Raw genomic sequence first — 12216 nt, 5'->3', positions numbered from 1 at the left:
TTTCCTTCAATTCAATCGGGTACGAACTGGACTTTCATCGTAGCTGGATCGCCACCGTGCTTGGTGAAGAACGACAGCATTTCACTGAGCGGCAGCCGATGCGAAACGAGGCGCGCCATTTCGCCCTTGTCCTTTTTCAGGATTTCCAAGGCCTGCGGAATGTTGCGGTTCAGCGAATGTGACCCGGCAATTCGGATCTGACGACGGAAAATGTCGAAAGGCGCAATCGAAATCCGCGCGTCAGGTGCGCAAACGCCAAACACCAGCACCGTACCACCGTCAGCCGTGAAGCCAATCATGCTTTCAACGACCTTGGCGATACCGGTCGCATCGGCAACAAAATCGAAACTGCGCTTACGCTTATCCAGCATTTCCGAGCCCGACACGACTGGCTCAAGGCCGAGACTTTCGACAAAAGTCAGACGGTGTTCGTTGATGTCAGCCACGGCAACCTGTTGCACGCTTTGCGCCTTCAACGATAAGGCTAGCAACAAGCCAATCGGGCCTGCACCGAAGACGAGTGCATTTTCGGCACCTTGTGAGCCGATTTTCAGTTCCGCTGCGCCAAGACCGTTGAGGACACAGGCAAGTGGTTCCGCGAGTGCTGCTACGTCAAAAGGCAGATTGCCAATGGAATGGAGATGGCTGGCATCGACAAGGCTCATGCCTGCAAAGCCACCATTATGGGTTACCCCATAGGCCTTTAAGTCCGAGCACAGATTGGTCAGTCCCTTGAGGCAGGCACGGCAATGACCGCAGGGAATATTCGGATCGACCGCAATGCGGTCGCCCACCTTCACATTGGTCACGTCTTCCGCCACCGCGACCACAATGCCCGCATATTCATGCCCTGGCACCAGCGGAAATGCGCTGGACCCATAGCGGCCATGCAAAACATCTATGTCGGTGTGACACAAACCCGACGCCCTGACGTCGATCAAGGCGTGTCCCGGCCGCAATGCTGGCTCCGGCAGATCAGTCAGTCCGGCTTCGCCGTGGCCTGTAAAATAGATCGCTTTCATTGTGTGTCCCGGCCCTGTCTCAAGCCATCCAGTTGCCACCGTCAACGCCGAAGGTCTGGGCGAGGATGTAGTCGCTATCAGATGATGCAAGGAAAACGGCCATGCCGGTAATATCTTCCGGCGTCGCGAAGCGACCGATTGGAACGGACTTCGCTACCGCCGCTTTTTTCTCACCCGGCTTCAGACCTTCCCATTTGGCAAAATTCGCATCCACCACGTCCCAATGTTCACCGTCGACCACGCCCGGTGCAATCGCATTGACATTGATGCCATGCTTGACTAGCGCCAAAGCAGCCGACTGCGTGGCGGAAATGATGGCGGCCTTAGACGCGCAATAGAGGGTCACCAGCGCCTCGCCGCGACGACCGGCCTGGCTCGCCATATTGATGATCTTGCCGCCGCGTCCGCGCTTGATCATCACGTTCGAGACCGCCTTCATCATGAAAAGCGGTCCCTTGAGATTGATACCGAGCACACGCTCATAACTGTCTTCGGTCAGTTCGTTGATAGGAGCCATATCGAAGATCGCGGCATTGTTGACCAGAATATCGATGCCGCCATATTCCGCGTCGATCTCTGCAACGACCTTGTCAATCTGACTGAGGTCGGTCACGTCAAGCTTTACCGCCTTGACCGATGAACCGATGCCGCGTGCGGCCTCCTCTGCCCGCTCAATATTAATATCGGCAATAATAACCCTCGCGCCCTCGCGCGCATAGGCTTCAGCGAAGCCAAGTCCGATACCGCGCGCAGCACCAGTGATGAGGGCCACCTTGTCTTTAAGTCGCATGGGGATACTCCGGGATATTGCAGCCTGCACTCACAGGTGCGTTTTCTTTTCCGTCAGCAATAATGGATGCCGTTCAAAGCGCTCCAAAGCCTTGCCATCGGGTGTAAACAAATGCGCGTCGGTCGGGTCAAAACCCAGTTTCGCCGTTTCGTGTGCACGTGCTGCGCTGCCACCGCCCGCCTCCGCAACAATCAGTCCGGTTGCGCTTTCATTTTGCACATAGAGATAGGTCTCACCACCAAGGCGCTCGACAACCATGATCTCACCTTCGAGGATACCATCCGCTGCCGGATGAAGATGTTCCGGACGAATACCGAGAACCAGCGGCGCCCCAGCGCTTACGCCTTCGCTTTTGACAGGCGCTTTGACCGAACGTCCATTTGCAAGCTGAACTGTCACCCCGTCGGTATCGACGGCACTGGCTTTGACTTCGATGAAGTTCATGGTCGGTGAACCGATAAAACCAGCCACAAAACGATTGACCGGATGATGATAAAGCTCCAGTGGCGATCCTACCTGCTCCACCTTCCCGTCGCGGAGAACCACGATCTTGTGTGCGAGCGTCATCGCTTCCACCTGATCATGCGTGACATAGATCATCGTCGCATTGAGCCGGTCGTGCAGGCGCGCCAATTCAATACGCATCTGCACGCGGAGCGCGGCATCGAGATTGGACAGCGGCTCATCGAACAGGAAAATCTTCGGTTCGCGCACCATTGCGCGTCCAATGGCAACACGCTGACGCTGACCGCCGGAAAGCTGTTTCGGCTTGCGGTCAAGCAATTGGTCAAGCTGCAGCGTTTTTGCAACCTCTTCCACCTTGCGATCACGTTCCGCTTTGGCAACACCTGCAAGTTTCAGCGCAAAACCCATATTGTCGCGCACATTCATATGCGGATAGAGCGCATAGGTCTGGAAAACCATGGCAAGACCACGCTCATCCGGCGGCGTATCGTTGATACGCTCACCATCAATCGTGAGGTCTCCGCCGGTAATTTCCTCAAGCCCAGCAATCATGCGCAGAAGCGTTGACTTGCCCGAACCGGATGGCCCGACGAAAACCACGAATTCGCGGTCTGCAATGTCGAGATCGACACCTTTGATGACATCAATATTGCCAAAGGACTTGGTGGCGTTTTTCAGTGATAGTGTAGCCATTTCATTCCCTTTATTTCACTGCGCCGAAAGTGAGGCCGCGCACCAGCTGGCGCTGCGTGACCCATCCGAAGACAAGTATTGGCGCGATGGCGAGCGTGGAAGCTGCCGAGAGTTTTGCCCAGAACAACCCTTCCGGTGACGAGAAGGACGCTATGAAGGCGGTAAGCGGGCCTGCTTGCGAAGCCGTCAGATTCAGGCTCCAGAACGCTTCATTCCAACAAAGGATGATCGAAAGGAGCGCGGTGGACGCGATACCCGGAAGGCTTAGCGGCAGAAGCAAATAGCGTATCTGCTGGCCGACTTTCGCACCGTCCATACGGCTTGCTTCGAGGATTTCTCCGGGCACTTCCTTGAAGAAGGAATAGAGCATCCAGACCACAATCGGCAGATTGGACAGGGTGAAGATGATGATGAGACCGGTGCGCGTATCAAGAAGCCCAGTATCGCGTGCCAAAAGATAGATCGGCACCAGCACGCCGACTGCAGGCAGCATCTTGGTGGACAGCATCCATAGAAGAAGGTCTTTAGTGCGCTTGCCGGGGAAGAACGCTGCCGCATAAGCCGCGGGCACCGCGATAATGAGCGAGAGAATAGTCGCACCCAGACTTTCAACGACACTGTTCATGGCATAGCGGAAATAATCAGCACGCTGATTGACCGCGACAAAATTCTCCAGCGTTGGCTCGAAGAACAGTTTTGGTGGTGCCACCGCGTCAATTTCCGTCTTGAATGCAGCAAGCAGCATCCAGAGGATCGGGAAGAACATCAGCAACGCCACGATCCAGCCAATGATCCCGGCAGAGACGGCAGCCTTGTTGATCTTGCGTTTTGCAGCCATCGGTCAGCCCTCCTAATTATCCAGATTTCGTGCGACAGTCCGGATCAGGAACGCGGCAACGATGTTGGCAAGGATGATGGCGATGACGCCGGCTGCGGAAGCGCCGCCGATATCCCATTGCAGGAGCGCTTTCAGATAGATGAAATAGGTCAGCGTCGTCGTGGCGATCCCCGGTCCACCCGAAGTGGTAACAAGAATTTCCGCAAACACCGACAGAAGAAAGATCGTCTCGATCATGATGACGACCGAGATCGGGCGCAGCAAATGCGGCAGCACGATATAATAGAACATTACCGGGCCTTTGGCCCCGTCCAGGCGCGCAGCCTCCATCTGTTCCCTATCAAGAGACTGCATCGCCGTCATCAGGATCAGCGCCGCAAACGGCACCCATTGCCAGGACACAATTATGATGACGGAAGCCATTGGAAACTGTGAGAACCAATCGATGACCGGCAATCCGAAACTGCGTGAAATGAAGGCGAACAGCCCGTTCACCGGATGCATCAGCAGGTTTTTCCAGATCAGCGCCGAAACGGTTGGCATGACGAAGAACGGCGCAATGACCAGAAGCCGCGCTATATTCTTGCCCCAGAAATCCTGATCGAAGATGACCGCGAACAGCACACCTAGGACGACCGATATCACAAGAACCGACACGACAAGGATCAGTGTCTTGGCGATTGCGGACCATAAGGTCGGATCGGATAACAGGAAGGAATAGTTCGAGAAACCGGCAAAACCAGTAATAAATGGATTGATGAGATTGTAATACTGAAACGAGAACCACAAGGTCATCGCCAGTGGAACGATCATCCACAGCAAAAGCAGAATGACTGCTGGAGCGAGCAGAGGTCCAGTGCGGACACTGCGACGAGACTTTGCTGCAAAGCGTGATTTTGTGCCTGCGGCCAACGCATGGTTTGCTGGCATTCGGACTTATCCTCCCCTTCCCGTTTCGGATTCACCGTGGCGAACCTCTACGAAAATCAGGTCTGCCGCCCTCCTCCTACCGAAGGCGGCAGACCTTTATCTCACGGCTACTTGATGTAACCGGATTGCGTCATGATCTGTTCGACCTGACGCTGCGCACCGTCGAGTGCCGCATCAACGCTCTGCTGACCGGCAACAGCCGACGAAATCGCCTGTCCAACCAGCGTGCCGATGGCCTGGAATTCAGGAATGGCCACAAACTGGATGCCGGTATAAGGGACCGGGTCCTTGGTCGGCTTTGTCGGATCGGCAGATTCGATGGCTTTCAGCACCGTATCCGCGAAGGGAGCTGCCTTCTTGTATTCCTCATTGGCATAGGTGGACTGGCGTGTGCCCGGAGGAACAGCAACCCAGCCTTCGGACTTGCCGACGAGCTCGACATATTCCTTGGAGGTCGCCCATTTCAGGAACGACTTAGCGGCTTCCACCTTCTTGCTCGATGCCGGAATTGCGAGGTTCCAGGACCACGCCCATGAAGAACCGTTTGGCGTCACCTCGACCGGCGCCTTGGTAAAGGCAACCTTGTCGGCAACCTGGCTCTGCTTCGGATCATAGATGCGTCCGGCAGCCGAAGTGGCGTCGATCCACATGGCGCAATGGCCGGTCGAGAACAGGGCCTGATTTTCGTTGAAGCCGTTTGACGTAATTCCGGGAGGGCCCGCTTCCTTCATCAGATCGACGTAGAAGTTAATCGCCTTCTTCCATTCATCGGAATTGATCTGGGGCTTCCAGTTTTCATCAAACCACCTGCCACCGAACGTATTGATCAATGTACCAAGGTAAGCCATGTTTTCGCCCCAGCCCGGCTTTCCGCGCAGACAGAGACCATATTGCTCTTTCGACTTGTCGGTCAGCTTGGTCGCGAAATCCTTGATTTCCACATAGGTTGGCGCATCGGGCATCTTGAGGCCCGCCGCGTCAAACAAGTCCTTGCGATAGAGCGTAAACGAGCTTTCGGCATAGAATGGCACGGCGTAAAGCTTGCCATCCACCGTCAGACCGGCGCGAACCGGCTTGATGAGATCGTCATAGCCGTAATCATCACCAAGATCATCGACCGACAGAAGCCAGCCAGCCTTGCCCCAGATTGGCGTCTCGTAACCACCAATGGTCAGGATATCGAACTGGCCGCTCTTGGTAGCGATATCGGTCGTGACGCGCTGACGCAGCACGTTTTCTTCAAGCACAACCCAGTTGATTTTATTGCCGGTGGCTTTTTCCCACTCCGGCGACAGCTTCTGCATGATGATCATGTCACCATTATTGACCGTCGCGATGGTGAGCTCTTCCGCCCACGCAGCCCCGGCCATAACTGCAACACTTGCAGCAGACGCAATAAGCCCTGCAACATAAGACTTGGTCCGCATTTCGTCTCCTCCTTTACGAATGCATAGCAAAATTCTTACATATGTAAAATTTATGGCGTGAGCTTCCGTAGCTTGTCAAGCACGGTTTTCAATTTTGCGTTGCGAGAAGAAACGACCGCTTTTGTGAACAGTTCCAAGGGCCGAAATCGCGGACATTTCCACCTGCCAAATTCACGAACCGTTGTTTTAGCATATATGGATATTCACCGCATCATTCTCTGCGAACACATTTGACTGCTTGACGTTTTGCCCCGCCTTTGACAGTTTGACGGGACTTCGCCTGGAGGAATACAACGGCGAGCGGAGCTGGAGGAACATCCTGAAATCGTTACAGAAGCGGCAACCGGGACCAGACTTTGTCCCGAGAAATCAGCACATTCCAGTTTATGCGGCGGCTTCGCAGAAAACAGCATCGTCGTGTGTACCTAGGCCGCGACAACTGACGAACAGGACGTAAAGACGTGCGCAAAACAATACGCACCATGGAGGATTTTTCGGAGTTTGTTGGGCTTTCCCGCCCGACAGTGTCGAAATATTTCAGCGATCCGTCGTCCGTCCGTCCCAAGACCCGCGAACTGATTGAAGCGGCGATCAAGCAATCCGGCTTTCGTCCCAATCTTTTCGCGGTGAACCTCAATCGACGTCGCACGACAATTCTGGGTATAATTATCCCCAACCAGCTCGATCATTTCTACATGGCGATGACGAAACGATTGCAATCGCTCGCAGAGCAACGCGGCTATCTTGCGATTGTCCTGTCATCCGATGGCAAGCCTGAGCTGGAAAAGCAGGCAATTGAAACCCTGCGTTCGCTCAATGTCGCTGGTGCCATCATCGCACCGCTTGGTGAAGAGTCGCAACATTCGACGCTGGCACGTCTCGCGGAACACGTTCCAATTGTCTATGTCGACTCTCCGCTGGACAGCACCTCACCCTTTGTCGGCACCGACAATCTCAAATCCTTCCATCTGATTGTCGATTATCTGTGCCGCTCGGGCAGCGAGCCTTGTTATTTTTCCATGCCGATGGTCAACAACAATGCAATCAAGCGGCAAGATGCGTATCGACAAGCCATGGAAAAGCTTGGTTATGAGCCACGCATCATTGACCTCGAACAAAGCCGAAGCTGGGATTTCGAACGTTATGCCTTCGAGCAGACCGCGAGAATTCTACGCGAAAAGGGACGCCTGCCGACAAGCACTGTTCTGTGCTCCAATGATCGCATCGCCTTTGGCGTAACGAGTGCACTCTGGCAGGCCGGTCTGAAAATTGGCAGACTCAAGGATTGCGACGTTCGTGTCGCCGGTCACGACAATAATCCGTTATCGGAATATACGTGTCCTCCACTCACTACAGTGGCGCAGGATTACAATGAAATCGGACGGCTGGCGATTGAGCTCTTGTTTCGAACACTGGGCGAAACAACGGATGACCGACTGGAACTTCCAGAAACACAGCGCATTCTACTCAATGCCGAAATCAAACTGCGCATGAGCGCATGAAAATGGCGGGGTAACCCGCCATTTCAGTGTTCGCTTTTTAATTCAGGCCGAGCGTCCCGCGCAGGGTAGAAAGATCTTCGGCAAGCGTGGTCACAGGACCAGCAAGCGCCTTGCGATCATCATCCGACAGCTTGTCGTAGGATTCGTAGCCGTCACCCTTCTTGTACTTTGCAAGAATGTCGTCGACAGTCTTGAAGTTGGCTTCCACCTTCTTCACGAGATCCGGATTTTCCTTTTCCAGCAAAGGCTTGAAGAGCTCGACGATTTTCTGGGCGCCATCGACATTGGCCTTGAAATCCCAAAGATCGGTGTGGCTGTAACGATCTTCCTCACCGGAAATCTTGGTTGCAGCCACTTCTTCAAGCAGGGCAGCAGCTCCGCCAACAACCTTTTCTGGCGGAACGGTGAGGTCTTTTACACGCTTCTGGAGTTCCAGCACATCTGCGTAGAGCTTGTCGGCAACCGGAGCGAGTCCTTCGGTTGAATTCTGCGCAAACAGGCCATACTCGATGCGATGGAACCCGATAAAGTCTTCCGACTTCTCGCCGTTTTCATGGTCATCGGCGCGGCTGTCGATCGAAGCGTCAAAATCGGCGAAAAGCTCGGCAATCGGCTCGATCTTTTCGTAGGAGACGCGCGATGAAGGATAAAGCTCCTTGGCCTTTTCCAAATCGCCTGCTTTGACCGCGTCAGTGAAAGCCTTGGTGTCCTTTACCAGAACGTCGAGGTTTTCCTGCACATAGACTTTGTAGTCAGCAATCGGCTGAACAAGGTCCAGCGGCGAAACTTCAGCCTTGGCTGCGCCGAAGCTGAGCGTGAGGGCAACGGCACATGCCGATGCGAGCAATGGCAGACGATACTTCATGTTTAGCCTCTCCAGATAAAGCGCATTGCGGGAAATGCGCGTCAAATCAAAAACTTGAGATGCGATCCTCACCCGCCAGCATTTTGCGGACCGCTTGCCTCCAAAAGTGCGCGCGCGTAGTAGTCCTTATGATCCTGAACACCAGGCAGCGCGAAGAAATACCCGCCCCCAATCGGTTTCAGGTATTCTTCCAGCGGCTCGCCGTTGAGACGGTTCTGGACCGTGATGAAGCCCTTCTCCAGATCGGCCTGATAGGCGATGAAGAGCAGCCCCATATCAAGCTGACCTGATTTGCTGACCCCGTTTGAATAGTTGAATGGCCGACGCAGAATGAGGTGTTGCTCGGCATTGGCATCCCGCGGATTTGCCAAACGGATATGCGAGTCGAGTGGCGTCACCTTGCCATCCGCATCCTTCGCATAATCGGGAACATCGGCTTCGGTTTTACCGTCGAATGGCGCGCCACTATTCTTGCGGCGTCCGAAAATGGTTTCCTGCTCCTGCAGCGGCGTGCGGTCCCAGCGTTCGACAAAATTGCGAATGATGCGCACAGCCATATAGCTGCCATTAGCGGCCCAGCCCGGCTCTTCATTTTGCTTCTGCACCCAAACGATGCGGTTCATCAATGCATCATCGGCGGAATCCGGATTGGCGGATCCATCGCGGAAACCGAGGAAGTTTCGTGCGCTTTCCTTCGCCCGGGGCGAATGCGGCGGTTGCACAGGAACCGTCCCTTCCTGCTTCCAGCGAACCATCAGAAGATCAGGCATGTTCTTCATGATGTCGCGCAGCGCATGGATGTTCGTGTCCGGCGTATTCGAACAGAACTGAATGACGAGGTCCCCGTGGCAGATGTCCTTCTGCAGGGCGTCGTTGGGGAAACCGGTCATGCGCTGCAGAAGTTTCGGCTTCAACGGCTTCAAACCGAAACGATCATCGAACAATGATGAGCCGAGCGCCACCGTAACCGTGAGGTTATCCGGCGTGACGACAGGTCCAAGAATACCGGAATCCGATGGCGGAAACTTCGCATCAAGCTCCGGTGGTTCTCCACCCTTCATCAAAAATTCTGCCCGCTCGGTGAGCAGTTTGAACATGCGTTCCAGTTCGGCGCGGTCACGCGCCAACACATCAAAGGAAGCGACGAGACCCGCAGCAGGGCGCGGCGTGACGATACCGGGCTGGTGCTTCCCATAAAAAGGCTGGCTTTCGTGAATCTTGTCGCTTTCCGGCGCATTGGTCACGCTTTCCGAAGAAAGAGCATGGGCTGTCTGCGGGGCAAGCACGCCTGCAACTGCTCCGGCAACCCCGGTTGCACCAGCCCCGAGGAGCAGTGCACGGCGACCGGCGGAAACAGGCTCTTCTGTGGTAATCTTATCGGTTTTGAAAAATTTTCTGGTCATCAATCTACCCCAAGCTGATCGCGGAGTTTCGTAAACTGTGCAGCGAGTTGAGCCGCACCTTCCTTAATTTTCGTCTTTTCATCAGACGACAGAGCATCGTACGCCTTGTAGCCATTGCCTTCAGCACCCGTACCAAGCAGCTTCCTGATCGAAGCTGCGTCCTTGTCGATGCCTTCAAAGGCTTTCGGATCAGCCTTTATAACAATGGGGCGCAGAACATCGGCAGTCTTGCCAGAGCCTTCAAGAAGGCCAGACAAAGCCTGCAGATCGGTGTGAGCGTACCGGTCTTCACCAGCATCCGACGCCGTCGATGCAAAACGGTTCAATGCAGAAGCAGTGCCCGCCATCATGCGATCCGGCGAAATCCGAAGCCCGCGAATGCGCTCTTTCAATGCAGTGGCATCCTGCTCAAGCTTGCCAGCAACAGGAGCCAGACCATCGACGGATTTCTGTTCGAACAAACCGTATTCGATACGGTGCAAACCACCGAACGCAGGGTCCTGCTCGCGCTTTTCAAAATAATCCGCACGAGCATTGATAGCTGTATCGAGATCGGAGAACGCTTCCGACACGGGAGCAATGCGCGCATAGGCTTCTCGCGCCGGACCGTAGGCGGTTTGCGCAGCCTCAAGATTACCGCTGGCTATTGCCGTGGAAAGTGCCGAAACCGATTTCTGGAATTCGGCAACCTCTGTGGTCAGATAAATCTGATATTCAGCCAGTGCACCAATGAAAGCTGTAAGCGGAAGCTTGCCCTTTTCCGCTTCACTGGCAGCGGTCGCAGTCACGATCAGCTTGCCGCGCGGATTGGAAAGAAGCCCGCAGGTAATCTGGTATTCGCCTGGCGTCAGCTTGGCGGTGATGGTCTGTTTGAAGCCAGGAGCAATATTTTCGCGCTCCTCAAGAACCATTACTCCGTCGAGAATTTCCCACTCGACCGTACGGTCGGACTTATTGACAATTTCGAATACCGAGCGCCCGGCCGGAACGGTCAGTTCGTTCGGCTCGCAGCTTTTTGCGTTGATCGCGACCTGTATTGTGTCACCGGCTTCTGCATGGCGGGCTTTGTCCGATACACGGGATGCATAATAAAACGCAGCGCCAGCGGCGAGCAGCAACAGCACGGCGAAAGCCAGTCCGATGCGGACCAGATTGCGCGACATGGGTTCAGCAGGTTTCGGATTCGTCATTGAAATCTCTTTTACTGTGCGCTTGTTTTGGCCTGGCTTGCCGTTGCTGGTGCATTTGCAGGCATCAGAAACAGAATGAGCGCCGGAACGAGGAAGGCTACATAGGCAACAACTTCACTGACGGTCGGTGTCGCGATGTAACCGAAAATGCCAGCAAGAACTGAACCAAGCGTGCTGTCGAGCGGGAGAATATCGCTCATATCGAAAACGACCGTCTGGAAATGGTTCCAGATGCCAGCTTCGTGCAATGCCATGACCGAATTGGCGAGAATGCCTGCCGCAATGATCAAAATGAAAACGCCGGTCCAGCGGAAGAAACGGCGAAGGTTCAGCTTCAAGCCGCCTTTAAAGATGCCGTAGCCAACTGCCGCAGCTAGCAACACGCCAAGAAGCGCGCCAAGCGGTGCTGCCGCCCCTTCGCTCTGCTGGAAAGCCGCCAGCAGAAAGAAGACCGATTCAAGCCCCTCGCGTGCGACAGCAAAGAACACCATCAGAATGAGGCCGAAACCTTTATGTGTCGGTGTCTGAAAAGCTGCATCGATGGAATGATGCAGTTCCGACTTGATAGAACGGGCCGCCTTGCGCATCCAGAACACCATCGAGGTCAACACAAAAACGGCAATCAGACCAATAATGGCTTCAAACAGTTCCTGCGCCTTCTGTGGGAATTCTGCACTCAGAAGCTGCAGGATAGCGCCGACGGCCAACGACATGGCCAATGCCAGCAATATGCCGATCCAGACCACTGGCATCCAGGCACTGCGGCCAGTCTGATGGAGATAACTGGCAATAATGCCAACGATCAGCGCTGCTTCCACGCCTTCGCGGAACATGATTAGAAAAGGTACGAGCATTCCAACTATCCAAAAGACAGAGAAATCGGCCTGTCCCTCGGTCGCTTCTCTTCAAACCCGGCATGAAGCCTTCGCCATTTGGTCATCTTTTTATATCCGCACGGCCAGCGCTGCAAGCTAAATGAAGTTGACCAACGTAGGAATGTTTTAGAATTATTCTAATTATTTCAGGAGCTTATGAGTCCGTTTGTTAGCGAGGAATGATAGTCTGCCAAGTTCAGAGATGATTGCATAAGT

11 protein-coding genes are annotated in these 12216 nt (G+C 54.4%); 1 reads left to right on the top strand and 10 read right to left on the bottom strand.

The features are described from left to right. Positions 1-11 precede the first annotated feature (11 nt). The 6 genes from FG152_RS01865 to FG152_RS01840 all read right to left on the bottom strand — a co-directional run bounded on the left by FG152_RS01865 (position 12) and on the right by FG152_RS01840 (position 6165). Entirely contained in the window at positions 12-1022 is a 1011-nt protein-coding gene (locus tag FG152_RS01865) for a zinc-dependent alcohol dehydrogenase family protein (protein ID WP_010659035.1), read from the bottom strand. A gap of 19 nt (positions 1023-1041) precedes the next feature. After that, complete coding sequence (locus FG152_RS01860; protein WP_010659036.1) at positions 1042-1812, bottom strand: L-iditol 2-dehydrogenase; 771 nt, start codon at positions 1810-1812, stop codon at positions 1042-1044. A gap of 30 nt (positions 1813-1842) precedes the next feature. Next, positions 1843-2970 (bottom strand): ABC transporter ATP-binding protein, encoded by a 1128-nt coding sequence (locus tag FG152_RS01855; protein ID WP_151606383.1) that lies wholly within the window; start codon positions 2968-2970, stop codon positions 1843-1845. A 10-nt stretch (positions 2971-2980) separates the two neighbouring features. Next, positions 2981-3808 (bottom strand): carbohydrate ABC transporter permease, encoded by an 828-nt coding sequence (locus FG152_RS01850; RefSeq protein WP_010659038.1) that lies wholly within the window; start codon positions 3806-3808, stop codon positions 2981-2983. 12 nt (positions 3809-3820) lie between these two features. Then, positions 3821-4738, bottom strand: coding sequence for a carbohydrate ABC transporter permease (locus FG152_RS01845; RefSeq protein ID WP_010659039.1), 918 nt, complete (start codon positions 4736-4738; stop codon positions 3821-3823). Positions 4739-4845: 107 nt separating this feature from the next. After that, positions 4846-6165 (bottom strand): ABC transporter substrate-binding protein, encoded by a 1320-nt coding sequence (locus FG152_RS01840; protein WP_010659040.1) that lies wholly within the window; start codon positions 6163-6165, stop codon positions 4846-4848. A 482-nt stretch (positions 6166-6647) separates the two neighbouring features. Here FG152_RS01840 and FG152_RS01835 point away from each other — a divergent pair, with 482 nt between their 5' ends. After that, positions 6648-7667, top strand: a complete 1020-nt coding sequence (locus FG152_RS01835) for a LacI family DNA-binding transcriptional regulator (protein ID WP_010659041.1) — start codon at positions 6648-6650, stop codon at positions 7665-7667. A gap of 37 nt (positions 7668-7704) precedes the next feature. On the opposite strand, the gene efeO (FG152_RS01830) is transcribed toward FG152_RS01835, so the two are convergent. The 4 genes from efeO (FG152_RS01830) to efeU form a co-directional block, all read right to left on the bottom strand. Next, positions 7705-8532: an iron uptake system protein EfeO gene (efeO, locus tag FG152_RS01830; protein ID WP_498985116.1), complete on the bottom strand. Its 828-nt coding sequence runs from the start codon at positions 8530-8532 to the stop codon at positions 7705-7707. A 68-nt stretch (positions 8533-8600) separates the two neighbouring features. Continuing rightward, a complete protein-coding gene (efeB, locus tag FG152_RS01825; protein WP_010659043.1) occupies positions 8601-9935 on the bottom strand; it encodes an iron uptake transporter deferrochelatase/peroxidase subunit in 1335 nt (444 codons plus the stop codon). After that, positions 9935-11125 (bottom strand): iron uptake system protein EfeO, encoded by a 1191-nt coding sequence (gene efeO / locus FG152_RS01820; RefSeq protein ID WP_010659044.1) that lies wholly within the window; start codon positions 11123-11125, stop codon positions 9935-9937. Before efeO (FG152_RS01820) ends, efeB begins: the two co-directional genes overlap by 1 nt. Positions 11126-11136: 11 nt before the next feature. Next, the gene (gene efeU, locus FG152_RS01815; RefSeq protein WP_010659045.1) at positions 11137-11979 is read right to left on the bottom strand and encodes an iron uptake transporter permease EfeU; all 843 of its coding nucleotides are present in this window, start codon (positions 11977-11979) and stop codon (positions 11137-11139) included. Positions 11980-12216 lie beyond the last annotated feature (237 nt).

Origin of the sequence: Ochrobactrum sp. XJ1, assembly GCF_024701725.1 — a bacterium.
In the GTDB taxonomy this organism is placed as follows: domain Bacteria; phylum Pseudomonadota; class Alphaproteobacteria; order Rhizobiales; family Rhizobiaceae; genus Brucella; species Brucella anthropi.
This window is presented reverse-complemented; position numbering and strand designations above follow the sequence as displayed.

Coding starts and splice junctions, on each gene's coding strand:
- FG152_RS01865 (WP_010659035.1), bottom strand. CDS start 1,022: ATGAAAGCGATCTATTTTACAGGCCACGGCGAAGCCGGACTGACTGAT.
- FG152_RS01860 (WP_010659036.1), bottom strand. CDS start 1,812: ATGCGACTTAAAGACAAGGTGGCCCTCATCACTGGTGCTGCGCGCGGT.
- FG152_RS01855 (WP_151606383.1), bottom strand. CDS start 2,970: ATGGCTACACTATCACTGAAAAACGCCACCAAGTCCTTTGGCAATATT.
- FG152_RS01850 (WP_010659038.1), bottom strand. CDS start 3,808: ATGGCTGCAAAACGCAAGATCAACAAGGCTGCCGTCTCTGCCGGGATC.
- FG152_RS01845 (WP_010659039.1), bottom strand. CDS start 4,738: ATGCCAGCAAACCATGCGTTGGCCGCAGGCACAAAATCACGCTTTGCA.
- FG152_RS01840 (WP_010659040.1), bottom strand. CDS start 6,165: ATGCGGACCAAGTCTTATGTTGCAGGGCTTATTGCGTCTGCTGCAAGT.
- FG152_RS01835 (WP_010659041.1), top strand. CDS start 6,648: ATGGAGGATTTTTCGGAGTTTGTTGGGCTTTCCCGCCCGACAGTGTCG.
- efeO (WP_498985116.1), bottom strand. CDS start 8,532: ATGAAGTATCGTCTGCCATTGCTCGCATCGGCATGTGCCGTTGCCCTC.
- efeB (WP_010659043.1), bottom strand. CDS start 9,935: ATGACCAGAAAATTTTTCAAAACCGATAAGATTACCACAGAAGAGCCT.
- efeO (WP_010659044.1), bottom strand. CDS start 11,125: ATGACGAATCCGAAACCTGCTGAACCCATGTCGCGCAATCTGGTCCGC.
- efeU (WP_010659045.1), bottom strand. CDS start 11,979: ATGCTCGTACCTTTTCTAATCATGTTCCGCGAAGGCGTGGAAGCAGCG.